This window comes from Devosia sp. (genome assembly GCF_965229025.1).
Lineage (GTDB): Bacteria > Pseudomonadota > Alphaproteobacteria > Rhizobiales > Devosiaceae > Devosia_A.
Genome location: NZ_OZ245853.1, coordinates 815,120 through 841,438, shown reverse-complemented (window position 1 = coordinate 841,438; position 26,319 = coordinate 815,120). Strand labels below are relative to the sequence as shown.

Annotated in this window: 27 protein-coding genes; 11 read left to right on the top strand and 16 right to left on the bottom strand. The window is 63.5% G+C overall.

Annotated features, from left to right (window positions below; genetic code table 11):
• Nucleotides 1-632: 632 nt before the first annotated feature.
• The gene (locus ACO06J_RS04090; protein WP_421759427.1) at nucleotides 633-1,763 is read right to left on the bottom strand and encodes a DUF2336 domain-containing protein; all 1,131 of its coding nucleotides are present in this window, start codon (nucleotides 1,761-1,763) and stop codon (nucleotides 633-635) included.
• A gap of 230 nt (nucleotides 1,764-1,993) precedes the next feature.
• Here ACO06J_RS04090 and ACO06J_RS04085 point away from each other — a divergent pair, with 230 nt between their 5' ends.
• Nucleotides 1,994-2,182 (top strand): hypothetical protein, encoded by a 189-nt coding sequence (locus tag ACO06J_RS04085; protein ID WP_421759426.1) that lies wholly within the window; start codon nucleotides 1,994-1,996, stop codon nucleotides 2,180-2,182.
• A 72-nt stretch (nucleotides 2,183-2,254) separates the two neighbouring features.
• On the opposite strand, the gene katG is transcribed toward ACO06J_RS04085, so the two are convergent.
• Nucleotides 2,255-4,438, bottom strand: coding sequence for a catalase/peroxidase HPI (gene katG / locus ACO06J_RS04080; RefSeq protein ID WP_421759425.1), 2,184 nt, complete (start codon nucleotides 4,436-4,438; stop codon nucleotides 2,255-2,257).
• A gap of 182 nt (nucleotides 4,439-4,620) precedes the next feature.
• On the opposite strand from katG, the gene ACO06J_RS04075 reads away from it, so the two are divergent.
• Entirely contained in the window at nucleotides 4,621-5,520 is a 900-nt protein-coding gene (locus ACO06J_RS04075) for a hydrogen peroxide-inducible genes activator (RefSeq protein ID WP_421759424.1), read from the top strand.
• On the opposite strand, the gene ACO06J_RS04070 is transcribed toward ACO06J_RS04075, so the two are convergent.
• From ACO06J_RS04070 to ACO06J_RS04055, 4 genes are all read right to left on the bottom strand, one after another.
• Nucleotides 5,508-6,089 carry an MOSC domain-containing protein gene (locus ACO06J_RS04070; protein ID WP_421759423.1) on the bottom strand — a complete coding sequence of 194 codons (582 nt, stop codon included), beginning with the start codon at nucleotides 6,087-6,089 and terminating at the stop codon, nucleotides 5,508-5,510. The two genes, ACO06J_RS04075 and ACO06J_RS04070, sit on opposite strands and share 13 nt — an antisense overlap.
• On the bottom strand, nucleotides 6,086-7,000 hold the full coding sequence (gene rarD, locus ACO06J_RS04065) for an EamA family transporter RarD (RefSeq protein ID WP_421759422.1): 915 nt from the start codon (nucleotides 6,998-7,000) through the stop codon (nucleotides 6,086-6,088). Before rarD ends, ACO06J_RS04070 begins: the two co-directional genes overlap by 4 nt.
• Nucleotides 7,001-7,175: 175 nt before the next feature.
• Nucleotides 7,176-7,688: a hypothetical protein gene (locus ACO06J_RS04060; RefSeq protein ID WP_421759421.1), complete on the bottom strand. Its 513-nt coding sequence runs from the start codon at nucleotides 7,686-7,688 to the stop codon at nucleotides 7,176-7,178.
• A gap of 132 nt (nucleotides 7,689-7,820) precedes the next feature.
• Nucleotides 7,821-8,228, bottom strand: a complete 408-nt coding sequence (locus ACO06J_RS04055) for a rhodanese-like domain-containing protein (protein WP_421759420.1) — start codon at nucleotides 8,226-8,228, stop codon at nucleotides 7,821-7,823.
• A gap of 94 nt (nucleotides 8,229-8,322) precedes the next feature.
• Between ACO06J_RS04055 and ftrA the strand changes: the two genes are divergently transcribed.
• Nucleotides 8,323-9,285, top strand: a complete 963-nt coding sequence (ftrA, locus tag ACO06J_RS04050; protein ID WP_421759419.1) for a transcriptional regulator FtrA — start codon at nucleotides 8,323-8,325, stop codon at nucleotides 9,283-9,285.
• A gap of 1 nt (nucleotide 9,286) precedes the next feature.
• On the opposite strand, the gene relB is transcribed toward ftrA, so the two are convergent.
• Nucleotides 9,287-9,520 carry a type II toxin-antitoxin system RelB family antitoxin gene (relB, locus tag ACO06J_RS04045; protein ID WP_421759418.1) on the bottom strand — a complete coding sequence of 78 codons (234 nt, stop codon included), beginning with the start codon at nucleotides 9,518-9,520 and terminating at the stop codon, nucleotides 9,287-9,289.
• 41 nt (nucleotides 9,521-9,561) lie between these two features.
• On the bottom strand, nucleotides 9,562-10,407 hold the full coding sequence (locus ACO06J_RS04040) for an alpha/beta fold hydrolase (protein ID WP_421759417.1): 846 nt from the start codon (nucleotides 10,405-10,407) through the stop codon (nucleotides 9,562-9,564).
• Nucleotides 10,408-10,538: 131 nt separating this feature from the next.
• On the opposite strand from ACO06J_RS04040, the gene ACO06J_RS04035 reads away from it, so the two are divergent.
• Both ACO06J_RS04035 and ACO06J_RS04030 read left to right on the top strand, forming a co-directional pair.
• Nucleotides 10,539-10,898: an ArsR/SmtB family transcription factor gene (locus ACO06J_RS04035; protein ID WP_421759416.1), complete on the top strand. Its 360-nt coding sequence runs from the start codon at nucleotides 10,539-10,541 to the stop codon at nucleotides 10,896-10,898.
• The gene (locus ACO06J_RS04030; RefSeq protein ID WP_421759415.1) at nucleotides 10,898-11,383 is read left to right on the top strand and encodes an SRPBCC family protein; all 486 of its coding nucleotides are present in this window, start codon (nucleotides 10,898-10,900) and stop codon (nucleotides 11,381-11,383) included. Before ACO06J_RS04035 ends, ACO06J_RS04030 begins: the two co-directional genes overlap by 1 nt.
• Here the strand turns inward: ACO06J_RS04030 and tam are convergent.
• The 3 genes from tam to ACO06J_RS04015 are packed head-to-tail and all read right to left on the bottom strand — an operon-like array spanning nucleotide 11,380 to nucleotide 13,283.
• Nucleotides 11,380-12,144, bottom strand: coding sequence for a trans-aconitate 2-methyltransferase (tam, locus tag ACO06J_RS04025; protein WP_421759414.1), 765 nt, complete (start codon nucleotides 12,142-12,144; stop codon nucleotides 11,380-11,382). The two genes, ACO06J_RS04030 and tam, sit on opposite strands and share 4 nt — an antisense overlap.
• A gap of 33 nt (nucleotides 12,145-12,177) precedes the next feature.
• On the bottom strand, nucleotides 12,178-13,038 hold the full coding sequence (locus ACO06J_RS04020) for an alpha/beta hydrolase (RefSeq protein WP_421759413.1): 861 nt from the start codon (nucleotides 13,036-13,038) through the stop codon (nucleotides 12,178-12,180).
• Nucleotides 13,035-13,283, bottom strand: coding sequence for an antitoxin MazE-like protein (locus ACO06J_RS04015; protein ID WP_421759412.1), 249 nt, complete (start codon nucleotides 13,281-13,283; stop codon nucleotides 13,035-13,037). Before ACO06J_RS04015 ends, ACO06J_RS04020 begins: the two co-directional genes overlap by 4 nt.
• 224 nt (nucleotides 13,284-13,507) lie before the next feature.
• Between ACO06J_RS04015 and ACO06J_RS04010 the strand changes: the two genes are divergently transcribed.
• Complete coding sequence (locus ACO06J_RS04010) at nucleotides 13,508-14,233, top strand: hypothetical protein (RefSeq protein WP_421759410.1); 726 nt, start codon at nucleotides 13,508-13,510, stop codon at nucleotides 14,231-14,233.
• A gap of 16 nt (nucleotides 14,234-14,249) precedes the next feature.
• Here the strand turns inward: ACO06J_RS04010 and ettA are convergent, their stop codons facing one another.
• Both ettA and ACO06J_RS04000 read right to left on the bottom strand, forming a co-directional pair.
• A complete protein-coding gene (gene ettA / locus ACO06J_RS04005; RefSeq protein ID WP_421759409.1) occupies nucleotides 14,250-15,905 on the bottom strand; it encodes an energy-dependent translational throttle protein EttA in 1,656 nt (551 codons plus the stop codon).
• A 96-nt stretch (nucleotides 15,906-16,001) separates the two neighbouring features.
• Entirely contained in the window at nucleotides 16,002-16,688 is a 687-nt protein-coding gene (locus tag ACO06J_RS04000) for a DUF2461 domain-containing protein (RefSeq protein WP_421759408.1), read from the bottom strand.
• A 303-nt stretch (nucleotides 16,689-16,991) separates the two neighbouring features.
• On the opposite strand from ACO06J_RS04000, the gene ACO06J_RS03995 reads away from it, so the two are divergent.
• The gene (locus ACO06J_RS03995) at nucleotides 16,992-17,726 is read left to right on the top strand and encodes a proprotein convertase P-domain-containing protein (protein WP_421759407.1); all 735 of its coding nucleotides are present in this window, start codon (nucleotides 16,992-16,994) and stop codon (nucleotides 17,724-17,726) included.
• Between the two features lie 64 nt (nucleotides 17,727-17,790).
• On the opposite strand, the gene ACO06J_RS03990 is transcribed toward ACO06J_RS03995, so the two are convergent.
• A complete protein-coding gene (locus tag ACO06J_RS03990; RefSeq protein ID WP_421759406.1) occupies nucleotides 17,791-19,419 on the bottom strand; it encodes a pentapeptide repeat-containing protein in 1,629 nt (542 codons plus the stop codon).
• Nucleotides 19,416-21,590: an FdhF/YdeP family oxidoreductase gene (locus ACO06J_RS03985; protein ID WP_421759405.1), complete on the bottom strand. Its 2,175-nt coding sequence runs from the start codon at nucleotides 21,588-21,590 to the stop codon at nucleotides 19,416-19,418. The genes ACO06J_RS03990 and ACO06J_RS03985 overlap by 4 nt, the downstream gene beginning before the upstream one ends.
• Before the next feature lie 154 nt (nucleotides 21,591-21,744).
• Here ACO06J_RS03985 and ACO06J_RS03980 point away from each other — a divergent pair, with 154 nt between their 5' ends.
• From ACO06J_RS03980 to ACO06J_RS03970, 3 genes are all read left to right on the top strand, one after another.
• Nucleotides 21,745-22,110, top strand: coding sequence for a YciI family protein (locus ACO06J_RS03980; RefSeq protein ID WP_421759404.1), 366 nt, complete (start codon nucleotides 21,745-21,747; stop codon nucleotides 22,108-22,110).
• A 103-nt stretch (nucleotides 22,111-22,213) separates the two neighbouring features.
• Nucleotides 22,214-22,753: a cysteine hydrolase family protein gene (locus ACO06J_RS03975; RefSeq protein WP_421759403.1), complete on the top strand. Its 540-nt coding sequence runs from the start codon at nucleotides 22,214-22,216 to the stop codon at nucleotides 22,751-22,753.
• Entirely contained in the window at nucleotides 22,750-23,790 is a 1,041-nt protein-coding gene (locus ACO06J_RS03970; RefSeq protein ID WP_421759402.1) for a GlxA family transcriptional regulator, read from the top strand. Before ACO06J_RS03975 ends, ACO06J_RS03970 begins: the two co-directional genes overlap by 4 nt.
• On the opposite strand, the gene ACO06J_RS03965 is transcribed toward ACO06J_RS03970, so the two are convergent.
• Nucleotides 23,778-24,536, bottom strand: a complete 759-nt coding sequence (locus ACO06J_RS03965) for a hypothetical protein (RefSeq protein WP_421759401.1) — start codon at nucleotides 24,534-24,536, stop codon at nucleotides 23,778-23,780. The two genes, ACO06J_RS03970 and ACO06J_RS03965, sit on opposite strands and share 13 nt — an antisense overlap.
• 413 nt (nucleotides 24,537-24,949) lie before the next feature.
• Here ACO06J_RS03965 and ACO06J_RS03960 point away from each other — a divergent pair, with 413 nt between their 5' ends.
• Nucleotides 24,950-26,302 carry an efflux RND transporter periplasmic adaptor subunit gene (locus ACO06J_RS03960; protein ID WP_421759400.1) on the top strand — a complete coding sequence of 451 codons (1,353 nt, stop codon included), beginning with the start codon at nucleotides 24,950-24,952 and terminating at the stop codon, nucleotides 26,300-26,302.
• Nucleotides 26,303-26,319: the final 17 nt, after the last annotated feature.

The following is a 26,319-nucleotide window of genomic DNA, read 5'->3' as shown; positions in this document are numbered from 1 at the left end:
TTTATATGCGTTGCGGATCAACGTCTAGGGGGAGTGTGCAGAGGCGCCCGACAGCCATCGGCCTCGGGGTTTGATGGGTAGACGGATCCGGCGTGGCGATTGCCGACGCGGGTAGTCCGCAATTTTGTATGGCCGTCGCCACGCCGGATCATCGGGGTCTGAGTTAGGCCTCCGGCATCGGGGAGCGTACCGGCCGGTGCGCCTCACGACTTGTTACCAAGACGGAGCCTGACCGGTCGGTCGGTTGCCAATGTCTTCGGCCCGCCAGGAAACGACTTCCCTGGCTCCCGATACCCCCACCGTTCGTTCGTCGCGACCGCGTCCGTGTGGGGGACGAGGAGAGAATAGCGCAGGTGGAGGACGCGGGGATAAGTTGGGGGTTTTGCTGGTGGATCAACGCACTGTCTCCAGAGCGCTCATTGCGCTGCTTCTCACTGAGCGCATTCCGAGAGACCTCACCCCTCACCCAAGCTTTGCTACGGCCCTGACGGGCCTAGCTGCGCTACCCTCTCCCCTGAGGGGCGAGGGGACGGAGAAACCGGCGTCTCAGGTAAACAGCCCAGAAGTCAGCGACCCCAAAAAAAATGGGCGGCCGTGGGGCCGCCCAGTTGGGACAGTCAGGATTGGGTGTATCAGGCGGCGCCTGCTGCGGCTTCTTCGTGCGGCATGCGGCGGCGGAAGGCGTGGGTGCGCCAGAGTTCGAAGATGCCGACGGCTTCATCCTTGCTCAGCGCTTCGAAGCGGCGGCGGACGTTCTGCAGATCCGCCTGGCTGGGCATATCGCGCCAGGGCAGCGAGGCGATCATGGCCTCGAACAGATCGGGCATCACGCCGAGCGCACGGAGCGCCACGGTGATGGCGACATAGTCCTGCATGGCCAGCCACTTGACGAACACTTCCGGCCCGACATGCAGCATGATGGTGAGCGCAGCGGCGGTGTGATGACCGTAACCGAAGCGGGCAAAGCGGATCAGCGCCTTTTCGTTCAGCTGCTTGCGATCGGCCAGCGCCTTGACCTGATTATAGGCCACTTTCCAGTCGTGACCCGAGAACCCGGCACGGTTGCGCATGCGGTTGTAAACGACCGCCGAAACCTTGCTGGCGGTAACCGGATCGATATGAGGATCGAGCGAAGTGATGGTTTCCATCACCTGGTCGCCGACCAGATTGATCTGGCCGTTGAGGCCCTTCCAGTCGATGTCTTCGCGCCCACGCAGATCGGCGGCGATTTCGGCGTCCTTGGCGGCGCGTTCAACCAGCTTGCTGATCGCCTCGCGGCCAAACTCGGCCTTGGGGTTACGAACCAGCCGCACCACCGAGGTCGTCTCGCCGAACTCGACGATCGCATCACCGACGCGCTCGGGCACGGTCGGCCGGCCGGCGATGGCCGTGCGGTGGTCCTCGCTCTGGTTGGAGATGATGTCGATCAGGTCGTCGTCGCTGAGCACATTGGAAAATTCGAGCAGTGGCCGGGCCACTTCGATTGAATCGTTGGCGAGCTTGACGACCACATTGCCCGGAGCACGCTCCAGCGGCGCCAGCAGCTTGGCGACATGCGCCCTCGCTTCGGTTTCAACCAGTTCGGCCAGTTGGCACAGCACCTCGTCATATTGCGCGACCTGCTCGTCGTCGCAACGATCCGATACGTAGGAATAGAGCTGCGCCATGTTGCGGAACAGCTGATCGCGCTCGACGATGTTGGCATCGCCGTTAAGCACCCTGAACGTCGAAAAGGCGCGGGTGCCTTCTTCCATCTCGGTCATGTCACTTCCCTCCGGCTTCTGCCGTCTACACCGCATTAGTCGCAGGCGAGTGAGAGTGTGCGCTGAAGGTGGCGGCGCGATTTTGATTCAAATTGAATCCAGTTTTGCCTCGGTATTGCGCATCAAGGCAGCTTGCGCCGTTAATATTTTGTTAGGAATTTATTCAGCCTGGCGTCAGGCTCGGAGCAGAGGGTTGGCAGCGAGGCAGAACGCCTCATCAGGAGAAAGTCATGAATATCTCTAGCGTCGGCTCCGCCCCGGTCGCTCGTCCGGTTGCACCGGTGAGCAGCGGCGAGGCTGCAGAAGCACCCGGCGCACCGGATAATGACGGCGATGCCGATGATGTCGGCCACGCTGTGTCAGCGGCGCCTGCACCGGCTCCCGCCGGCATGGGCAAGATGATCGACAAGGTCGCCTGACCAGCCGTCGAAAACATGGAGGCCCGACCGCAAGGCCGGACCTCCGGAATTCAGTGCCCGTGCAGCGGGGTCTCAGACCGAACGGAGATCGAACCGGTCCGCGTCCATGACCTTGGCCCATGCCGCGACGAAATCGGCGACAAAGCGGCCCTGCCCGTCCCCTTCGCCATAAGCCTCGGCCAGCGCCCGCAACTGCGAGTGCGACCCGAAAATCAGATCAACGCGCGTGGCAGTCCATTTGACTTCGTTGGTGTCGCGGTCACGACCCTCATAGACCCCATCGGACCCCTGCGACGGCGCCCAGACGGTGCCCATGTCGAGGAGGTTGACGAAGAAGTCGTTGCTCAGCGTCTCCGGCCGGGCGGTGAACACACCGTGCGCCGGCTGGCCTGCCTTGAGGACGCGGAGACCACCGACCAGCGCCGTCATCTCCGGTGCGGTCAGCCCGAGCAACTGCGCCCGATCGACCAGGTTTTCCTCAGCCGACAGGCGCGATTTGCCGCTCTGGTAGTTGCGGAAACCGTCGACGGTGAGCTCCAGCGGCGCGAAGGAGTGCGCGTCGGTTTGCTCCTCGGACGCATCCGTGCGCCCCGGCGTGAACGGCACGGTGACGGCTTGGCCCGCATCGCGCGCCGCCTTCTCGATCCCTGCGGCACCGCCGAGGACGATCAGGTCAGCCAGTGAAACGCGCTTGCCGGTGGCATTAAACTCGGCCTGGATGGCTTCGAGCGTCCCCAGCACGGTCGCGAGCTGCGCCGGCTGGTTGATCGCCCAGTCCTTCTGGGGGCTGAGGCGGATACGTGCGCCATTGGCACCGCCGCGCTTGTCGGAACTGCGGAAGGTCGCAGCCGAGGCCCAAGCCGTGGTGACCAGTTGCGAGACCGAGAGGCCGGAGCCCAGGATCTTGGCCTTCAGCGCCGCGATATCGTCGGCGCCGATCAGCGGGTGATCGACGGCCGGGATCGGGTCCTGCCAGATCAGCTCTTCGGCCGGAACTTCAGGACCGAGATAGCGGGCCTTGGGGCCAAGATCGCGGTGCGTCAGCTTGAACCAGGCGCGGGCGAAGGCGTCGGCAAACTGATCGGGGTTTTCGTAGAAGCGCCGCGAGATCTTCTCGTATTCGGGATCGAAGCGGAGCGCGAGATCGGTGGTCAACATGCTGGGCGCGTGGTGCTTGGCAGGATCATGCGCATCGGGGACAGTGCCCGCGCCCATGTCATGCTTGGGCTTCCACTGATGCGCACCCGCGGGGGACTTGGTCAGTTCCCACTCGTAGCCGAAGAGGTTCCAGAAGAAGTTGGTGCTCCACTTGGTGGGGGTGGTGGTCCAGGTAACCTCAAGGCCGCTGCCGATACTGTCGCCGCCCTTGCCGGTGCCATATGCGCTCTTCCAGCCCAGCCCCTGCTGCTCGATCTCGCCGGCTTCGGGCTCGACGCCAACGAGGGTCGCGTCACCGGCGCCATGGGTTTTGCCGAAGGTGTGGCCGCCAGCGATCAGCGCCACGGTTTCTTCGTCATTCATCGCCATGCGCGCGAAGGTTTCGCGGATGTCACGGGCTGCGAGCAGCGGATCGGGATTGCCGTTCGGGCCCTCCGGGTTGACATAGATCAGCCCCATCTGCACCGCCGCCAGCGGGTTTTCGAGATCGCGCTCGCCCGAATAGCGCTCGTCGGCCAGCCACTTGCCCTCGGCGCCCCAATAGATCGACTGCTCGGGTTCCCACTGATCGGCACGGCCACCAGCAAAGCCAAAGGTTTTGAAGCCCATCGATTCCAGCGCGACGTTGCCGGTCAAGACCATCAGGTCGGCCCAGGAGATCTTGCTGCCGTACTTGCGCTTGATCGGCCAGAGGAGGCGGCGGGCCTTGTCGAGGTTGACGTTGTCCGGCCAGCTGTTGAGCGGGGCAAAGCGCTGCTGCCCGCCCCCTGCCCCGCCACGGCCATCACCGACGCGATAGGTGCCGGCGCTGTGCCAGGCCATGCGGATGAAGAGCGGGCCGTAGTGCCCGAAATCGGCCGGCCACCACTCCTGGCTATCAGTCATCAGCGCAGTGAGGTCGGCCTTCAGTGCGGCGAGATCAAGCGACTTGAAGGCCTCGGCATAACTGAAGCCCGTGCCCATCGGGTTGGAAAGCGCCGAGTGCTGGTGCAGCACGGAGAGGTCGAGGTGCTTGGGCCACCAGTCGCGATTGCCGCGGCCCTTCGGGCTGTGATCGACCGGGCATTTGCCGGCATTGTCCTGAGTTCCGTTGTCCATGATTGTTTTCCCCTTGGGTGGTTTGAACACAACGACACACCCGCGAGCCCCTCCGCCGGTCTAGCAGACTGGCGGGGCGCGCGACGGACTGAGCCATTGCTGAAATGTCTCTTCCAGCATGAACCAACACACCGAATAAGGCCAATTGATTGCGCTACTAAGCGTGATAACCTGACATTATCATGACGTTGACCCTGAGACAGATGCACTATGCCGCCGTGCTCGCCGAAACCGGCCATTTCGGCCGCGCGGCAGAGCGCTGCCATGTCACCCAGCCGGCGCTCAGCCAGCAGATCCGCCAAGTCGAGCAGATCTGCGGCACGGCGCTGTTCGACCGGCTGGGCAAATCCGTGCGGCTGACGCCGTTTGGACGCGAGTTCCTGAGCCGGGCCCGCACAGTGCTGGAAGCTGCCGACGCGTTGGCCGCGTTCGCGGAGGGGCACGCAGGCCTTCCCGAACGCCCGATTCGCTTTGGCTTGATCCCGACGGTGGCGCCCTACCTGCTGCCCGAGATTTTTCCGGCGCTGGCCGCGCACCTGCCCGAACTGGAGTTCACCATCAGCGAGAACCGCACGGAGGCGCTGCTGGCGGGGCTGGAGGACGGCACGCTCGACATTGCGCTGATCGGTACCGAACCGCCGCAGGACGGGGCACGGCTGGTGGTTGCGCCGCTGTTCGAGGATCCGTTCGTCTTGGCGACGTCGCGCCACGAAGTCACGGGCGTGCCGATCTCGCTGACCTCGCTGGCTCCCGAGCGCATCCTGCTGCTCGACGAAGGACACTGCTTTCGCGACCAGACCATCGCCGCCTGCCGACTCGACGGCGAGCGCGGTATCCGCACCTTTGCGGCCACCTCGCTATCGACCATTGTGGAGTTCGTCGCCAACGGCCAGGGCGTGACGCTGCTGCCCCGAATTGCCTTGCGCAAGGAAGCGAGCGACGCGCGGATCGCTATCCATGACCTCGTCGAGCCCGGTGCGGGCAGAACGCTGTCACTGGTCTGGCGCGACGCGACGCCGTTTGCTGAAACCTATGAGCGCATTGTCGAGGTGATCCGGGACGGACGCCCTCAGCCCGGATAAAGCGTCTGCCGCCAGGTCAGCGCGGTGACCGCATCGCCCGGTCGAATCATGCCTTCACGCTCCACCCAACCAACGAGGCCGCGCTTCTGGCGGGCGGCAGCGACAAAGCCGAACTCGATATCGGGCCGGTCGCTAATTGCTGCAGCGATAGCCTTGCCCGATTTCCGGCACGGGCCATTGTCGCCATCGATACGGATGGTGGCGCCGCTCGGGAACATCAGCAGCGTGCGCGGCGGCAAGAGGCTGAGGTGGGGGATGCCACCCAGCAGCAGGTTGGCGCCGATCCACTCTGGCAGAAGTTGATCGATTTGAAGGCCTACCGCGATCTCTGCAAGGTCCTCTTGCGAGACGATCGAAAGCTGCCGCTCATTCCGCATCGGCGTGCCACGCGTGTACCACGGCTCGCGCGCGCCGCTCTTGCGGGTGAGGCCGGAATGGCTGTCGCCGGGAATGCCGGCATAGGTCAAAAAGACTTCGGGATACGGCGCCGAGACGAAGCCGCCATCGAGTGCTGCATAAGTGCCCAGAACGGTGCCGGGCAGCTTCAGCGAACGGATTTCCTCCGTCACGGAGCAACGACCCGCGCCCGCCGCCGCAGCACGGAATCGGCGGTGTAGACGGCGAGGGATAGCCAGATCAGGCCAAAGCTGATCAGCCGCGTGCCGTTGAGGTGCTCGCCGAACACCACGATGGCGAGGATGAAGGCAATCGAGGGCGCGAGGTATTGCAGCATGCCGATGGTGGTCAGCCGCAGGCGCTGCACCGCGTAGGCGAACAACAGCAGCGGGAAAGCCGTGCCCGGGCCGGTGAGCATCAGGAGCCCCAGAGTGCCCGGATCGGCATGGGGGCCAATGCCGCCATCGCGGATGAAGGTGAAGATCAGCCAGAGCAGCGCCAGCGGGCTGAGCAGCAGCGTTTCAACGAACAGCCCCGGCGTCGAGGACGCTTTGGCGGTCTTGCGCATGTAGCCATAGGCTGCAAAGGACAGCGCCAGCGCGATGGCGATATAGGGGATGCGGCCGAGGCCCAAAGTCTGGAGGCCGATGGCAACCACGGCAATGGCGATGGCAACAGCCTGCCAGCGGTTCTGCTTTTCCCCCAGGAGCACCATGCCAAGCGCGACATTGACCAGCGGGTTGATGAAGTAGCCAAAGCTCGCTTCCAGCACCTGCCCGGTCTCGACGGCATAGATGTAAAGCAGCCAGTTGGAGGCAAGGAGCAGCGCCGCGATGCCCATGTTGCGCACGGTGACAGGATCGCGCAGCACGGCGCGGATTTCGGCGGTTCGGCCGCCGACCATCAGGATGGCCCCGACCAGCAGCAGCGACCACAAGGTACGGTTGGCGACCAGCGTCATGGCGCTGACGTGGTTGAGCGCCTGAAACAGCAGCGGCAGGAAGCCCCACATCAAGTATGCGGCGAGCCCGGCCGCGAGTCCGCTTTCCGCGCGTTGCGGCTCTGTCTGGCTGATCGCGCTCAAGGGGATAGTCCTGGGGGAAGAGGTGGAGTGAGCACCTTCTAGCAGCCCAGGACGCCCCGGACCAATCAGAGTTTGTGATCGGGGCGAATGGTTTGACTGATCGAACGCCGCCTCAAAATGAGAGCAGCCCGGCGCTGCTGCACCGGGCTGCGCTGAAATTTGGGAGCGAAAAACGCTAGTTGAAGGCCACGTCGGTCAACATCTGTCCGGCGCGATAGGCGGCCGCTGTCGCTGCATCGGGCAGACTCCAGAAAATGAACTGCGTCGAGCCGAAGCCCGGCTGTACATAGTAGAAATTCTGGAAGATATAGCCGCCGCCTTGCTTTCCCACCTGGTACTCAATCACGTTCCACGGCTTACCGCCGACATTCTCGATCCGTTCCGAAAGAATGTTTACGTCGTCTATTGTTGCTCCGTCACCGGCCCCAGAAACAGCGTTGGCAAGAATAGCGGAGCGGAAATCGGAGACTGGGAAAGTCTCCTTTTCGGTGATCAAAGTGAAGGCTAGCGTTTGATCGGCGTTGTAGTAGAGCAACTCCTGCGCCCCTTGCGGCGCCTGCAGAACCCAGTCGGTATCATCGACGCACACGGACATCTTGACGACCTTGCTGTTGATCGTGTCGCAGGCCCATGCGGGTGCAGCCATCAATAGTACCGCACCGAGCCCCCAAGCCAAACTCTTCATCATCTGTGTGTCCCTCACATATAGTTCCCGGCGAGAGATTGCGGCGGCGTTGCGGCAATTGGCAAGGCCTTTTCGGCAGGGCGGGCGGCATTTGAACGTCTTGCCCGTTTCCGCCCCGCGGCGGACGGGTATTGTCTATTGCGCCGGTATCGAGCCCGTTTCCAGCGTCAGGCCTTCGTCGTGCCAGCCGGTAATGCCACCGATCATCTCCTTGACCGGCAGCCCGAGTTCGGCGAGCCGGATGGCCGCCTTGTTGGCGCCATTGCAATGGGGCCCTGCGCAATAGACCACAAACAGAGTCCCTGCCGGCCACTCCGTCATCCGCCGCGCCGTCATCTTGCCATGCGGCAGGTTGAGCGCGCCGGGCACGTGCCCGGTGGCAAAGAGCGCCGGCCCGCGCACATCGAGGAGGACGAAATCGACGGCGCCGGTGCGGAAGGCATCGTAGACATCCCGGCAATCCGTTTCGAAGCCGAGCTTGCGTGAAAAGTAGGATAAGGCCTCGGCGGAGGCGGCGGCTGGGACCTGGCTGACAGCGCTCATTTGGATCTCCTGTGTGCTGATGGCGGGAACCTGCCGGAAATTGGCTGCATCCGGCAGTGGCGGGAATGCCAATATGCGGTAAGATATCGCCATCATGAGCCCAAACCGCCACGTCGCCATCCTCGCCTACGACCAGCTCTGCATGTTCGAGTTCGGCATTGCCGTGGAGGTCTTCGGCTTGCCGCGGCCCGAATTCGCCGACCTGGGCTGGTACACCTATGAGATCGTCGGCATAGAGCCCGGCCCTTACCGTTCGACCGGCGGCATCAGCATCGATGCGCCCTATGCGCTCGACAGGTTGGCGGATGCAGGGCTGATCGTGGTCCCCGGGTGGCGCGGCGCAAAGACGCCAGTGCCCGAGCCCCTGCTTCAGGCGTTGCGCGCAGCCCACGATCGCGGTGCCCGGATTGCGACGCTGTGCTCTGGCGTATTCGTCCCTGCCCGCGCCGGGCTGCTGGACGGTCGCCGCGCCACGACGCACTGGCGCTATGCCGAAACGCTCCGGGCCGAATGCCCGGCGGTCACGGTTGAGCCCGACATTCTGTATGTCGAGGACGGCACCCTGCTGACGGCAGCGGGATCAGCCGCTGGCATCGACCTTTGCCTCCACATTGTGCGCCAGGACTTCGGGCGCGATGTCGCCAACCAGGTGGCGCGCCGCCTGGTGTTGCCGGCGCATCGCGACGGCGGACAGGCCCAGTTCATCGCCCGCCCGGTGGCGCGGGAGCGTGTCGGACGGCTCAGCGCCCTGCTCGACCTGATGAGAGAACGTGTGAACGAAAACTGGACCATCGCGAGAATGGCAGACGCCGCGGCACTTTCGGAGCGGACCTTGATTCGCCACTTCCGCGACGCGACCGGCCAGAGCCCGCTCAACTGGCTGATCGCCGAGCGGGTGGAGCGCTGCAAGGAACTGCTGGAAGACGGCGAGTTGCCACTCGACGCGATCGCTGAAGCGGCGGGTTTTCAGAGCCAGGAAACGCTGAGGCACCACTTCCGGACGAGGCTCGGGGTCAGTCCGGCAGCGTACAGGAGGAGCTTTGGCGCCGCGGCTTAGCTCAACCGGCGGCCCTATCGCTCTCGTCGAGTCTATCGAGTTCTGCCTTTACGTCTTCCCAGTCGATCCGCTTGCCCATGGTCTGCAACCGCTCGACAGCGATGGCGTAGTCTTCCATGTCCTCAAGCTTTTCGAGGATGGCTTCGCGGGCGAACGCACTTTTCGTTCGGCAGGTCTGTTTGGCGATGGCGTCGAGGCGCGCCTCGATTTCGGGCGGCAAACGTACTGTGAGCATGGGTCAGGTCTCCATGTTGAGCAGAAGCTGCCCCGCTTCAATCAGTCCCCATCCTCATCACCCACATCCGCCTGCCCGGTCACGGCCTCAAGAAACTCCAGCAGCAGCGGGTTGAAGAGGTCGGGGCGTTCGAGGCTGGGGAGGTGAGCGGTGTCTTCGAGGATCACAGCAAAGGCGTTTTCGAGTTCTTCAGACAAGTCCTCGTGGCGGGCAATGATATCGGGGAAATCGAGTTCGCCCACCACCAAGAGGCTTGGCGCGGCGATGGTAGACAGCGACAGGTCAGCATCGTCGGGCTCTTCTTCCTGCGTCAGGTCCGGATGGTGCAGCGCGATGGCATTCATCTTGAGGAACAGTTCGCGCGCCGGACCCTGGACACGGCCGGATTCGCTCAGTGGCCCGTCGAGCCACAGATGCGCCTCGATGCGATTGACGGTTTCGAGGTTGCCACGCTCGGAAGCGTAGTCGAGCGCGTCTTCGAGTTCGGCCACCTCCTCGGGGATTTCGGCGCTGTCGCCGCCCGAGATCGCGGTGCCGATGAGGACCAGCCCGATGGTGCGGCCGGGGTTTTCGATGGCGAAATCGATGGCCAGCGCGCCGCCCATGGAGCAACCGACCAGCACGGCCGCATGGATACTCAGCCGGTCGAGCACCGCTTCCAGATCGACCAGATGGCTGAACGGCACGTCGCCGGTTTCGGTCTCGCCAAAACCGCGCCGGTCATAGGAAATGACATGGTAGCCCTCTTCGGCCAGCGCGCGCATCTGCTCGGACCACATGCGCCGGTCGGCGACGCCGGCGTGGAGGAACACCACCGGAATGCCAAAGCCATCCGCCTCGCCGCGCAGGACGGCGCCGTCGAACGGGATCTCGAAGGGGGCAGACATGGCAGGCTCCGGTTTAAGCGACAAAGCCGGGACGTAACACTCCCCTGCCGGCGATGCCAGAGGGTGAGGGATTGACGGGCGGATCAAAGTCTCATATTTAGCCAACAACGTAATTAGCCAATAGCGCAAATATGGATGACCATCTGAGCGTGACCTTTGCCGCCCTCGCCGACCCGACGCGGCGCGCCATGCTGGCGCGGCTGGCGCAGGGGCCGGCGACGGTGAATGAGCTGGCCGAGCCATTTGCGATCACACTGCCATCGGTGTCACGGCACCTGAAGGTGCTGGAAGACGCAGGGCTGATTTCCAAGGCGCGCGAGGCGCAGTTCCGCCCCTGCAAGCTGGAGGCCGCGCCTTTGGCGGCCGCAGAGGGCTGGATCGCTCAGTATCGGCCGTTCTTTGCCGAGCGCTTCGATCGGCTTGAGGCGCAACTGCAAGCCATGATGGAGCGGCGCGACGCTGCCAAAAACAGCACCGAGGGAGACACCTGATGCAGCCCAGCTTGACCAGGAAAATAGGCTTCACCCTGACGCGCCAGCTCAAGGCGCCGCCGGACCTGGTGTTCAGGGCCTGGACCGACCCGGCTTACCTCGTGTGGTTCTTCAACCCCGGCTGGCCGACGGATGTCGAGACCAGCGTCGACCTGCGCGTCGGCGGCCAGTGGCGGCAGCAGATGATCATCGATGGCACCACCCGCTACATCACCGGTGGCATCTATCGCGAGATCGTCCCCAACGAAAAACTGGTGTTCAGCTTCGGCGCCATCGGCGGCTGGCCGGAGCTTCACCCCGACCGGCTCGAAGACAGTCTCGTCAGCACCGTCACATTTACCGCCAACGGCGCCGGAACCGAGATGGCGCTGACCCTGCAGATGCCCGACCACATGGCGACGCCCGAGGCGCTCAGCATGTTCAACATCCAGATGCGGGCCGGCTGGGGCATGACCATCGACCGCCTGGTCGGGTTTGGGCTCTAGCGCTGCGCCACGATGAACAGCCGCGGGAAGCGCAGCAGCACCTTGCCGTCCACAGCCTTCGGATAGGCGGCAGCGAGTTCCGCCTCGTAGCGCGCGAGGAACGCGCTGCGTTCGACCCCAGCGAGCGGTTCGACGAACGGGCGGAGGCCGGTGGCGCTGACCCATTCGACGATTGCGGCGGCATCGGCCAGCACGTGGTTATAGGCCGAGTGCCAGATATCGAGGTGCGCGGCATGCGGTTTCAGCGCGTCGTAATAGGCTTTGACCGGCGGCAGCGGGAGGCGCGCGGCGTTGGCGAGTTTGGCCGCCCAGGGCCCCTCCGCCGCCACCTTGCGCATCAGCTGGTGGCTCGGCTCGGCCATGTTGTCCGGCATCTGCACGGCGAGGACAGCGCCGGGGCGCAGCGCGCCGAGCACATTGGCCAGCGCCGGAATATGCTCGGGCACCCATTGGTAGATGGCGTTGGCGAACACCAGGTCGACATCCGCCTCCGGCACCCAGGTCGTCGCGTCAGCCTCGGCGAAACTCGCGGCCGGGAGGCGTTGGCGGGCGGCGGTGAGCATGGCTGGTGAGCTGTCGAGGCCAACCACTTGCGCCTCAGGAAACCGCTCCACCAGCAGCTCGGTCGAGTTGCCCGGCCCGCAGCCCATATCGACAACACGCCGCGGCGCAGCCAGCGGCACCTGCGCGAGGAGATCCCGCGCCGGGCGCGTGCGCTCGTCTTCGAACTTGAGATAGGTGGAGGGCGACCAATCGGCCATGGCGGTTTCTCCCTGCGTTTCGACGGGTGATACCTAGCGCCAGAGCCAGCGCAGTGTCGCCGCAAATGTCGCTGCGCCGTGCCTGAGGTCGTGGGCGCCGAGGCCGAACTCGAAGCGGCTGTCATAGCCCTTGAGGCGGAGCGCGGCGGCCATGTCGAAATTGGCGGTAGCCCAGTGGCCGGCCGGGCGGTCGAGATCGTTGGCGCCCGACTGGAGGAACACGCGGATCGACTTGGGCTCAGTGAGGCGGACATAGGACGAGTAGACGTGCCCGCCGCGGATATTGGTGAAACTACCGCAATGGCTGATCACCTTGCCGAACGCATCGGGCCGCTCCCACGCCGCGTTGAAGGCGCAGATGCCGCCCGAACTCATGCCGCAGATAGCGCGCTCAGCCGGATCGGCCGACACATTGAGCCCCACCAGCGCCTCGGGCAGCAGCTCATCGAGGAGGTAAGTGACATAGGCCGCCCCGAGCGTATCGTACTCGACCGATCGGTTGCCCCGGCTCTGCGCCGCATTGCCCGGCAGATCGCCCGGCTGCACGAACACCGCCACCATGGGCGGAATGGCCCCCGACGCCATCAGCGCATCGAGCATCGACGGCGCGCGGAACTTTTCGGGCTCGGTGTAGAACCGCCCATCCTGAAACACCAGCAGCGACGCCGGCTTGGCCGGATCGAGCCCGGCGGGAACGTAGACCGCATAGTCGCGCGCCACACCGGGATAAACGCCCCGGCTCTCATGTCGGCGCCACGTGAGTTGGCCGACGGGCTCAGCCGCAGCCTCGGGCGGCAGCGGCGGAGACTCGCTCTCGCGGGCGGCGGTGAATATCGCCTCGTCGGCGGGAGTAGAGGCCGCGGAGGGTGGGTTTTCGTGGTGGAGGGTGTTCATGGGGTGGGTCTCTTTGGGTAGCTATTTAGCTGAGGCCACTCCGAAATGGCATCCACAAAAGTCTGATCGTCATCCGCTATTGGGCTCGCGGCGACCAAAAGGGACTGACGATGCGCCTCTGCCCGAAAGACATCAGAACGCGTACTCGTCACCACACCAGCACGTGACGCAAGCCCTGCGCGCAACTGTGCTCGGCGCTGTAGCGCCTTTCCGCGGGGTGACTTGGGCCTGAACGAACCGGTCATCGTTGCCTCTTGAAAGGGCTACGGCAACCTAGCGGAAGACTGTTACAAGCAGAATGCCGCGCGAAAGCGCCACCCTCGGGCGGCCTAAGCCAGTAACTTGCAATTGCTTTGTTGCGACCGATTTTCGTCGTGCTCGGCTTCATTTCGCTAGCGATCTAGACTGGCTCCATACAAACTGAGAAGGTTTCGCCCAGATGGAGCAATTTCTGCTAGTGAGCCCCGCAATGTCTGCAAACGACGATAAACGCCTAGACTACTACCTAATAGCAATAATCGACTACCTACGAAGTGAGGAGCCGTCTTCCTTTTCGTTACAAGAGGCAGTCCATCATTGCGCTGGCTTTGTAACAGGCGAACTCAGAATAAAGAAGGGCCTACCGGTCGCTGTTGGCGCTCTTCAGAGGATGATTGAAATCGGTGTTATTGAAGCGATCGATGACGAGTTCGCCGGACCACACTATATAGTTTTAGGTTCAACCGACGGTTTGGAGGACAAGCTCCTCGCGAACTCAGCCGCCTTGCGGAGCTATTCCAAATTGGGTGACAACGCGCCCGAATGGCTCGGCCAAGCATTCATAGGTATAGAGCTAAGGAAAGAGGCACCTACGGAAAAGGCTGCCATCGCTGCCGACAAATGGGAACCACTGCAGCTGAGCATTGACCTTCCCGAGGTTCAGGAAGCGATAGGAAAAGCTAGAAACGCCCTAGAAGCCATAAAGGCCGACAACGGATTTGCTGTTGAGCATCCTGCCGAAAGAGACAACTTGGTCAGGCATGCAGAGGCAACGCTTAGTGCGGCCGCAGCCGGTAGTGTCACCAAGCCGCAACTAAAAGAGCACCTCGTGAAGGCAGGGAAGTGGCTTGCTGACAAATTTGGTGGCACCGCTATTGGGGCGTTGGGCAGCGAGTTGGTGAAGTGGGGGCTAAGACTACTCGGGTTTGTCACCTAGCTCCCTAGCCCTGCCGTTACCGCGTCAGCTTCTTATACGTCGCCCGGTGCGGATTGACGCTGTCCGCGCCCAGCCGCCGCACCTTGTCCGCCTCATAATCCGCAAAGTTCCCCTCGAACCATTCGACATGGCTGTCGCCTTCGAAGGCGAGCATGTGGGTGGCGAGGCGGTCGAGGAACATGCGATCGTGGGAGATGATGACGGCGCAGCCGGCGAATTCTTCCAGCGCTTCTTCCAAGGCCGCCAGCGTTTCGGTATCGAGGTCGTTGGTGGGCTCGTCGAGGAGCAGGACGTTGGCGCCCGCCTTTAGCATCTTGGCAAGGTGCACGCGATTGCGCTGCCCGCCTGAGAGGTTGCCGACCTTCTGCTGCTGGTCGGTGCCCTTGAAGTTGAAGGTCGAGGTGTAGGCGCGGGCGTTCATTTCGCGCTTGCCGAGCAAGAGGATCTCGTTGCCGCCGGAGATTTCCTCATACACCGTCTTGTTCGGGCTGAGGGTGTCGCGGCTCTGGTCGACATAGCCGAGGTTGACGTTGTCGGCGACGGTGATCTCGCCGGCATCGGGCTTTTCCTGGCCGGTGATCATGCGGAACAGCGTGGTCTTGCCCGCGCCGTTCGGCCCGATGACGCCGACAATGCCGCCCGGCGGCAGCTTGAAGGTGAGGTTGTCGATCAGGAGCCGGTCGCCATAGCTCTTGGAGATGCCCTCGAGGTTGATGACGTTCTGGCCCAGCCGTTCGCCCGGCGGAATGATGATCTGCGCGGTGGATGACAGGGTCCGCGCCTCGTTGATCTTGACCAGCTCGTCATAGGCCTTGAGACGCGCCTTGGACTTCGACTGGCGGGCCTGCGGGGACTGGCCCATCCACTCCTTTTCGCGCTCCAGCACCTTGGCGCGGGCGGCGTCTTCGGATTTTTCCTGCGCAAAGCGCTTGGACTTGGCATCGAGATAGGCGGAGTAATTGCCCTCGTAGGGCACGCCCCGGCCGCGATCGAGCTCGAGAATCCAGCCCGTGACGTTGTCGAGGAAGTAGCGATCGTGGGTGATGATCAGCACCGCGCCGGCAAACTCGCGCAGGTGGTTTTCGAGCCAGGCGGTGGTCTCGGCGTCGAGATGGTTGGTGGGCTCGTCAAGCAGCAGCAGGTCGGGCTTCGATAGCAGCAGCGCGCAGAGCGCGACGCGGCGGCGTTCACCGCCCGAGAGCTTTTCGACATCGGCATCCGGCGGCGGACAGCCCAGCGCTTCCATCGCCACTTCGACCTGCGATTCGAGATCCCAGAGGTTTTCGGCGTCGATCTGATCCTGGAGCTTGGTCGCCTCGTCGGCGGTCTCGTCGGAATAGTTCATCATCAACTCGTTGTAGCGGTCGACGATGGCCTTCTTTTCCTTGACCCCGGTCATGACGTTGCCGAGGACATTCAGCGCCGGATCAAGCTCCGGCTCCTGCGCGAGGTAGCCGAGCTTTGCGCCCTGCGACAGCCAAGCCTCGCCGGTGAACTCGGTATCGATGCCGGCCATGATCTTGAGGAGCGTCGATTTACCCGAGCCGTTCGGGCCCAGCACGCCGATTTTGGCATCGGGGTAAAAGCTCAGGTGGATGTTGTCGAGCACCTTCTTGCCGCTGGAATAGGCCTTCGACATTCCGTGCATGTGGTAGATGAACTGGCGCGCCATGAGGCACTGCTCCCGCCGCTGATCGATGGATTTCGAGGGCCGTATGTAGGGGAAGTGACGAGGCGGGGCAACCGCCCTGCCCGCGCCAGATCACGCTCAGGTAGCGACTTCCTCGATCAGCCACTTGGCGAGCGGCCAGGCATTGGTGAAATGCGTCATGCAGAGATCAGCAAAGCCGGGCTCAGTGGCGACGCTCGACGGCAGTTCCATGCCCACGGTGATGCCTTCATAGAGGAGGTACTCGACGCGATCGGCCGGCGCCTCGAAGCCACGCGGCATGAGTTTGCGGGTCTTCTGGCCAATCTGGTAGTCGCCCTTTGATTTCACCGCCTCCACCGCCGCCAGCAGCGCCTTACCGGAACGGGGGTGGATCACCGACTGCCGGTAGGTATCGAGCGTCTCCTTGTCGAACTGATACATGCCGACGCCGAGGAACACGCGTTCCACTCCGACATCGACATAGAACCCCGGCAGGTCCCAACTGCGCTTTTCGCCATGCCAGAACCACAGCGCCAGGTGGCTCTTGTAGGGCCGCTTGTCCTTCGAAAACCGCACGTCGCGATTGATGCGCGAAATCGAGCCGTTGATCTTGGGGTCGAACTGCACGTCAGGCGACAGGGCCCTTATCTTCGGCCCGATCTCGGTCACAAACGCCTTCCCCGGCGCCACGTAGCCCGCCTCGTAGAGCGGCCGGTTGGCATCAAACCAGATCTTCTCATTGTGGTCGGTGATGCCGGAAAGGAAGGCGAAGGTCTCTTTGGGGAAGCCGGGAAAGCCAGACATATGAGGTCCTTGATAGTCCAGCAGCCACCGTCGCTGCGGCCGCTATATCGCACAAACTAGCGGGCGTGGGACATCAAAGTCCAACATCCCGCCCCTCCAGCGGCACTGCCCTGCCGGCCAACAGGTCCGCGCTCGCCGCATGAGCTATCGGGAAACTGCAGGTCATCCACCCAGTCTGACACTATAAATATTTGGATATCCTCAAGAATATCAGATCTCCACAAAATGCTTTATTCACTTCAAATTCAGGGTAGTCTCCAAACATGTCCGCAATGCCTGTGGATATATTTTGGGGGGAAAAGAATGAAACGATCAGTTTCGGTCATCATCGGGCTGTGCCTGATGTTTTTTGGCACGATAGACTTAGCTGCAGCAGAGCAGCCTGGTATCCGGTGCGTACAGAACCAGCTCAATGCACTTGGGTTCAGTCTAGGGACGGCCGATGGCACAATCGGCGGCAAGACGCGCACGGCTGCCGAGGCATATCGGGCATGGATGTCTGGTGGCGCAGGGGAACCGGGGTGGAGTCAGCCGCCACTTACTGCGTTGAATGGTGAGTTCTGGTGCGAAAAGGTCGGCCAGGCACATCCGGAAGTCGCAAAATATGCCGTGGTGGCTTCAGGGCCGCGCTATGAAGTCAGCCCCGGCGAGATGCTGGCCAGTTTTGAAGTGCCCACCACCGGCAAGATCACCAAGTGGAAGCTATTCTTCGAGTTCAAGACGCAATGCGAGAATGACCATCGCATTACTCTTGTCTCACCCAGTGGAAGATCGCTGACAGTTATGGAGCGCGGGCTCAACCGGTGCTCGGGCAGGACCGAGACCTTCACCAGCGACAACACGGAAGACAACGGCGTTTTCGTGGGGACGACGGCCCAGGGCGTCTGGAAGTTGCGGTTTCAGGACCTCGACGCGAACAAGTATACCGGCGCGTTGACCAAGGTGCGCATGGAACTCGCCATCGCGGACGGAGATGCGACGACCAAATATGTTGTTGTGCTCAAGGGCCTGCCCAAGAAGGTGCCAAATCCGGAGTAGCGCCTGAAGCTTTGGAAGGGCCTGCTATTGCGGGCCCTTCCAGAGTTCTCTCTTTAGTGCGCCGCTAGCTGAAATCCTTCACCCGCACGATGCGGAAGGCCGGCTTTTCCTCCAGTCCATCGAGCCACGCGTCCGCCCAGCGCGGATGCAGCGCGAACTGCTCGGCGGTGATGGGTTCGAGGCTGAAGCGGGTGGGATCGAAGCTGTCCGGCACGGCCTGTTTGGCGAGCACGTCGAGGAAATCGGGCGCAAACACCAGCGCGCCATCGAAATCGACGCTCTTGAGGCTGGCGCCGGTGAAATCGGCCACACCGAAGATGGCGTTCCGGAAGGTGCTGCCGGAGAGGTCCGTGCCCTTGAAATCCACCTTGTGCAACACTGCGCCATCGAAATTTGTGCCAAAGCCGCGGCTGCCATCGAAGGCCACGGTGTTGAGGCGCGCACCGGAAAAGTCAGTGCCGGAGAGTTCGGCACCGCGCACCATGGCCGCCAGTTCGCTGCCCGGTAGTGTGGGGAACGTGAGGGTCGAGAACCGGCTACCGCTGATCTGCGCGTTGCGGAAGCGCGCGTGCTCAAGATAGGTGCCATCGAAGGTGCAGCCGATCAGCAGGCTGTTATCGAAATCGGAAAAGCGCAGATTGGAAAAGCCGAACACCAGGTTGTTGAGCTGCGGCGCCCGCACTTCGGCAAAACTGAAATCGGCCCCGCCCAGCTCCGACAGGTCGGTAAAGCCACTGCTGACGAGTATAGTGATGAGCTGCCCGCGTTCCGGCGATAGCGGCCGGTCCGACATCACGCCCAGTTGCTCGCCGGTGAACTGCGCCTGTCCGAGATCTGCCTGCAGCCGCTCGCGCAGCACGGCGGAGGCCGGCAGGTCGGTGCGCCGCAACAGGCCTGACGACATGATGGTCTGCTCATCAAGGTCGAGCAGCGGCGTGCGGAGATAGCGGTATGGGCGCGCCGCAGTGGTTGCCGCAAGAATGCGGGCTCGTAGCGACTGGCTGAGGTTGTCGATAGTCGGCAATGCGGTGCCAGAGGCACGCAACCGCTCGACCTCGGCGCCGACCAGCGCCCCGATCTCGAGGATTTCGGGCACGATGGCCGTCGAGCGCTGCGCTTCGCCGAGCTCGATCTGCGACTCGATCAGCTTGTTCTGCTCGCCCAGCCGGCTGGTCTGTTCGGTGAGCAGCGCGTTCTGGGCGCGCAACAGCTGGTTCTGCTGGAACAGCAGCGCCGACCCGGCAAGCGCCGCGATGGCTGCGATCAGGCCCGTGATGGTGCCCAGCAGCCAGCGCCTTGTGGAAACCCAGGCGTAGCGCGCCAGCACCAGTTCGGCGAGGTCGCGCGCCGCGCCGGTCGCCTGCTGCACATCCTGCTCGGCGGCGAACTTCGCCACATCGGCCAGCGGCCGGGCAAAGCGATCCATCTCGATTTCGGCGCGATGAAAGATGGCGCCCCAGATCTGCTTGCGGAAGAAGGCGATGGCGCCCGCGATCAACAGGATGATGAGGAAGACGCCGAACAGGACCGCGAAGACCTCCCCCGCGTACCGCACCAGCACATCGGCGCCCATATTGGCGATCGGGATGCCGACGATGACGCCGAGGATGAAGACGATGATCGACGTGCCGGCGATGCCGATGCCGTGGCTGTCGCGTGACTTTTTTGGTTTCGGCTCGCCCGCTTGGCTCATGGCTGGCGTTCGATCCAGACCGGCACCGACTTGAAGGCCGGCGTCTTCGAGCGCGGGTCGACGGCAGTGCCGCAGAGCACATTGGCTTCGGGGTAGTAGGCCAGCGCCGAGCCGCGCGGCAGATCGAACGGGACGATCGTGCCTTCCATACGGCCGATGTCGGAGGCCAGAACCGCGCGCTCGCCTTCACGCACCCCGAACGCCGCCATGTCCTCGCGGTTGAGAAAGATCGCGTCGCGCCCGGCCTTGAAGCGGTAGCTGTCGGTGTCTTCGTAGATGATGGTGTTGAACTGGCCTTCGCTGCGCACCGTGGCAAGCGTCAGCGGCGTGGCGGCGACGGGCGTTGGCGTCACCACGAACCGCGCCTTGCCGTCAGCCGTGCCGAAGCGCGGCGTGTGCATCACCCGGTTCTTGATATGGAACTCCTTCTTCGCCACATCGATATCGGCGAGTTGCTCCAGCCCCGGCACGATGGTGGCGATCGCCTCGCGCACCTTGCGGTGCTGCTTGAAGGCCGCAAAATCGATCGGGCAATCGGGGACCAGCAGCGCGGCGAGATCGCAGAGGATCACAGTTTCGGGCCGCACATTGTCGAGCCGCTCGATGCCGCCATCTGAGAGGCGGACGTAGTTGAACATTGATTCCTGCGTGGTGGGCGACCATTCCTCGTCGCGCGCTGTGACCGGCAGGATCAGCGCTTCGCCATCGCCCAGCCCGTGCACATGGCCACGGTTGAGGGTCGTGGTGAGGAAGAGCTTGAAGCCAATGGCGCCCATGGCGCGGCTCGAAAAGGCGGTGTCAGGGGTCGCGCCCCAGAGGTTGCCGCCCATGATGATTGCGGCGTCGATCTCACCTGCCTCGGCAGCCTTGAGGCCGGCCATGGTGTCGAAACCCTTGTCGCGCGACAGCGTCACGCCGAAGGATTTCTCCATTGCCGCAAAGACTTGCTCGGAAACCACCGGCTTGACCCCGATGGTGCCGATGCCCTGGACGTTGGAGTGCCCGCGCAGCGGCAGGAGGCCGGCGAAGCGCTTGCCCAGCATACCGCGCAAGAGAGCGAGATTGGCGATGGCTTCGACATTGGCGGTGCCGTGGAGGTGGTGGGTCATGCCCATGCCCCAGGCGAACACCACATTCCGCCGCTCGGCATAGCGGGTGGCGACGCGCTCGATATCGGCGCGCGCAACGCCGCAAAGCGCGACGATTTCGTCCCAGCTGAGGGCCTCAAGATCTGCCCGAAAGCTGTCGAAGTCTGTGCAATAGCTGTCGATAAACCCGCGATCTTCTGCGCCGATGGCGAGCACCGCCTTCATCAGCCCCTTGAACAGCGCAATATCGGAGCCGATGCGCGGCTGGAGGTAATCGGAAGCGATCTCGGTGCCGCCAGTGAGCATCGAGCCGGGGCTCTTGGGCACGGCAAACTTCACCAGCCCCGGTTCCTTCGCCGGATTGACGACGATGACGTCCCCGCCCCGGTCACGGCAGTTCTTCAGCATGTGGATGAAGCGCGGGTGGTTGGACGAGGGGTTGGCGCCGATGACGAAGATCAGGTCGGCGCCGGTCAGGTCCTCGAGTTCCACCGTCGAAGTACCCTTGCCGATGGTGGTGGCGAGGCCCTCGCTGGTCGCCTGGTGGCAATAGTAGGAGCAGTTGTTGACGTTGTTGGTGCCCCACACCCGCGCCAGCAGCTGGAACACAAAGCCCGCTTCGTTCGAGGAACGGCCGGAGGAATAAAAGAAGCTCCGCGCCGGGCTGACGGCTCTCAACTTCTCAGCGGCGTGCGCGATGGCCCAGTCCCAGCTCACGGCCGCATAGCGGTCGCCGCCGGCGGGCTTGAACATCGGGGTATTGAGCCGGCCGAGCTTCTCCATCTCGCGGCCAGAAAGCTCCTGCAGTTCGGCGAGCGGACGGGTGAAGGAGGCCTCGGGGATGGCGGGCTGGATATCGGTCGATTGCGCCTGGACGGATTTGTTGCACACCGAGGGGAACTCGCCCAGCTCGTTGGTCATGCCGCCCTTCTGCCCGCCCATCCCGTAGGCGCAGGCCTTGCAGGTATTGCGCGCGGTCAATGCCTTGGCGGCTTTGCCTACTCCGATGCGCCGGATGGTATCGGCCGCATAGAGCAGTTTCTTGGCGCCACCGCCGACAATGGCAGACCGGTCTTCAGGCATGCGTAGTCCTCCGTCTGGCGACCATAGCAGAGATCGGAAAAACGCAAAGGTTGACCCTAGCGCGACAAAAGCGTCCGCTCTTGTGCGGGCAAATGTCGATCCGGCGCCGCGCCGCTCGACTATCCGCACCTCAACCGAGCCAAGGACCCGGCCGATGCAGTTCCATTGCATGATCTATTTCGACCCCAAGGAGGTGTTCGCCAGTACGCCCCAGGCGCAGGCGCTGCTGGCAGCCATCGGGCCGCATACGGCGGAGTTGACGGCCAGTGGCAAGCTGGTGCTGTCGCTGCCGCTGAACCTGCCCCAGGAGGCGGTGACGGTGAAGGTGCGCGAGGGCGCCATATCGACCACCGACGGACCCTTTATGGAGACCAAGGAGGTGATGGGCGGGTTTGCGATGATCGAAGCCAAGGACCTGGCTGAAGCGATCGAGATCGCCGCCACCATGCCGCATGCCAGCCTCGGTCATGTCGAGGTGCGCCCGGCCATCGACTTTAGCAAGCCACGGCCGCAGTTCTGAGCGAGATGGCGTTTTATGTCCGCTGCCTGTCCGAGGATTGTCTTTCGGAATAAGCAGGAAGGGCCTAGCGTTGCCACAGTTCGTAACGCCATGAGGTCTGAAAATGTCCGATACCGCCCTGCTCGTTATCGATGCCCAGGAATCGTTCCGCCAGCGCGCCAGCTGGTTCGAGGTCGATGAGGCGCCCTATATCCGCAACCAGCAGGCGCTGATCGACGGCGCCCGCGCCAAGGGCTGGGCGGTGGTGCGTATTCTCCATGTCGAGCCCGAAGGCATCTTCTCGGATGCCTCCGGGTTCGTCAGGACGCTCGACGGGCTGTCACTCATGCCGGATGTCGAGTTCAAGAAGACCCGCCACTCGGCGCTGGTCGGCACCGGACTCGATGTCTGGTTGACCGAACACGGCATTCGCCGCGTGGTGATTTCCGGCATCCGTACCGAGCAGTGCTGCGAGACCACGGCCCGGCACGCCTCGGACCTCGGTTGGCAGGTCGACTACGTCACCGAGGCGACCCACACCTCCGCCATCACCGATGCCCATGGCACGCGCCATTCGGTCGAGGACATCAAGGCCCGAACCGCCGCGGTGCTCGATGGCCGGTTCGCCCGGGTCTGCGCCATCGCCGAGGCGCTTGCACGATGAGTCCGGCACCCCGCCGCATTCCGGTATTTGTCGTGCTGCCCGCGCACACGCTGCTGCTGGATGTGGCGGGGCCGATCGAGGTGCTGCGCAAGGCCAACCAGCTGCAGAGCGAAGTGGCGTTCGATGTCCGTTTCGTCGGCGCCCTGCCCGAGGTCACGAGTTCCATCGGCCTGCGCCTGAGCGGCATCGAGCCCCTGCCCGAACATGTGCCGGATGGCGCCATGGTGGTGCTGTCCGGTGATACCGACGCGTTGCTTGGCGCGGAACGGCTGGAGCACATGGAAGCCCACCGTGCCGGATCCGACCACGTGGTGGATTGGCTCCGCACCGCAATCCGTCCCGGCATGCGGCTGGTCTCAATCTGCTCAGGCGCGCTGCTCGCGGCGCGCGCTGGCCTGCTCGACGGCAAAGCCTGCACCACGCACTTCACCGATTGTGCCCTGCTCGCCGAACTCGCCCCGGCAGCGCGGGTGCTGGACAACCGGCTCTATGTCGAGGATGGCGAGCGCTATTCCAGCGCCGGGATCACCGCCGGTATCGACCTGATGCTGCATATTGTCGGGCAGCTGACGAGCCCCGCGACTACGGCTGCCGTGGCGCGCTACCTCGTGGTGTATCTGCGCCGTGCCGGCACTGACCCGCAGCTCTCCCCCTGGCTCGAAGGCCGCAATCACATCCACCCGGCCATCCACCGCGTGCAGGATGCAATCACTGCCGACCCGGCGCGCGACTGGTCGCTCGACAACCTCGCCGAGATTGCGATCACGAGCCCGCGGCACCTTTCACGCCTGTTCAATGATCACGCAGCGATGAGTCTGCCCGACTACATCAACCGGCTGCGCGTCGCGCTGGCGCAGCAACTGCTCACCGAAACCCGGCTCGACATGGAGCACATCGCTGAGCGCACCGGCTTCGCCTCATCGCGTCAACTGCGGCGCGCCTGGGGCCGGATCAACACTACCCCGCCGAGCGCAGCCCGGCGGGGTGATACCGTTTCAGTGCGCCCCGCGCGGGGCGCTACCGGCTACAACACGTAGACAGTGAGCTGGCCGCCACTGCGATCAACCGCGAAGACGTTGGATGAGCGGTATGAGCTCCGGTCGAGGGAGGCCGAGATCAGGGCGTCACGGTCGACCGCGTTGCGCAGCATCATCACCTTTTCACTCGAGCGCAGCAGCTGGGCGACCTGAGCGCGGGTGGCGGTGCACAGCTTCACCGGCACAATGCGGACATTGGCCGAACGCTGCCACGCAGCAATCGCGCCGGGCGTCACGCTGGTCTGCGAGGCCAGCACCAGCACGCGGCGGCCGTCCTGCAACGAACACGCGACCTGGAAACCAGCAGCGCCATAGGCCCCCGCACCATTAGGGCCGCCAATGGGGCCGCCGGGAACCCCAGGCTGGCCACCACCACCACCGCCACCGCCGATGCCGACACCAATGCTAACGTCGAGACCGAGGTCCGCGATCAGCGTGGCGTCGAGGAGACTGTCACCCAGAAGGTTGACGTCTGCTTCGATGGCCCCGCCGCCGATGTTCACATCGGCGAGATTGCCATCGCCGCCCAGCAGGTCCACGTCGATGAAGCTGTTGCTATTGGAGCCACTGCTGCCGCCGGAACCACCGCTGCCCGAGCCGCCTCCGCCGCCAATACTTACATCGGCGTTGATGCCTGAGCCCCCACCAATGTTCACACCAAGCAAACTGGCCGCCTGTGCTGTACCGGTTGATACTGATGCCAGAAGCAACACGCTAAGTGCGATCCGTCCAAACTTGTATGCCATGATACATGTCCTCTCATCAGCAGCTTCGACGCTGCAGAAAAAGCAACGTTTGCGATGTCTGATAAGTTGCTAATCGATGACTATCGTCATGAAATTTAAATTTCCGGAGTATTTACAATTTGTATTGGCATTTGAACTGCCATTGTCTCGAATGCGGCGCAGTAACCGCAGTAATCAACTGGGCCGAATTTTTCATTTTTCAAGGATTTTTCGATCTGTCAGCGAGCAGGACGACGAAGGGATTGCGACGACGGGTCACTCAAGCGCGGCAGACGCAGCGCGGCCGTGCCGCTTCAAATCCAAAGGGTTACGTGGAATTAATGTGCCTACGGCCTGCGTAATGTTAGATTGCTAAGTGTTTCGATCATCGTCCTTTTTTTCAACGCACCGGGATATCTCGCTTGATCAGGCAAGTGCTGGTTTCACTCGTCATCGTCGCGGCCGCCATCGTCGGCTATGTGTTTCTGGTGCCTGGTGCACCGGCACAACTCGCGAAATTTGGGATCAATCTGCCGATTGCGGCCCCGGCTGAGGCCAGCGCGCCCGCAGCGGCGCAGGCGCCGGCCGGCAATAACCAGCGCCCAACCGGCGCAGGTGGCGGCAACGCTAGCGCCGGCGGCGGAGGCAATCCTGGCGGTGGCGCAGGTGGCCCCGGGAGCGGCGGCAGAGGTGGCAACCGCACCATGGTGGTGGTGACCTCCCCGGTTGTCATGGCGACCATCAACGATAAACTGACCGCCATCGGCGACGGGCAGGCGGCGCATTCGGTGACAGTGATGTCCCCTGCCAGCGGCACGCTCACGGAATTGCTGGTCAAGCCGGGCGACCGGGTGGCGGCCGGCGCCGTGCTCGGACACCTCGATTCCGAGGCCGAAACGATTGCCTATCAACGTGCCCTGCTGGCCCAGAAAGACGCGCAGTCGACGCTGACCCGGGCGCAGGAACTGGCCAAGGCCAACAGCGCCACAACGGTGCAGCTGAACGCCGCGCAACTGGCCGCCGACAACGCGGACCTCGCATTGCAGACGGCCGATCTCGACCTGAAGCGCCGCACCATCACCACGCCGATCGCCGGCACTGTTGGGCTCTTCCAGATCAACCCGGGTAACACCGTGACGGCCCAGACAGTGGTCACCACCATCGAGGACGATTCCGACATTCTCGTCTCGTTCTGGGTGCCTGAGCGCTATGCGACATCGGTGAAGCCGGGAATGGCAGTGACCGCCGAGGCCGTGGCGCTTCCTGGCCAGACGATCAGTGGCGAAATCAGCGCCATCGACAACCGCATCGATCCTGCCAGCCGCACGCTGCAGCTGCAGGCCCGCATTTCCAACACCGATGGGCAATTGCGGCCCGGCATGTCGTTTTCGGTCTCGCTGGGCTTTGCCGGAGAGAGCTTCCCGGCCGTCGATCCGCTGGCCATCCAGTGGTCGTCCGACGGCGCCTATCTCTGGCGCCACGTAGAGGACAAGGTAGAAAAGGTGCCGGTCGAGATCATCCAGCGCAATTCCGATGGTGTGCTGGTGCGCGCCGACCTGAAAGCGGGCGACGAGGTGGTGACCCAGGGCGTGCAGCAATTGACCGCCGGCGCCACAGTTCGCCTGCTCGATGCGCCAACGGCCAAGGCCGGTGGGGATGGCGCTGGCAAAGCTCCCGACGCCGCGTCGACGTCCGACACCAGCAAGGCACCCGCTGCAGGTTCGACATCCGATGCCGGCAAGGCGGGCGGCGGCCAGGGCAAGCACAAGCCCAAGGTGGCATCTTGATCGCCCCGCTTCCCCTC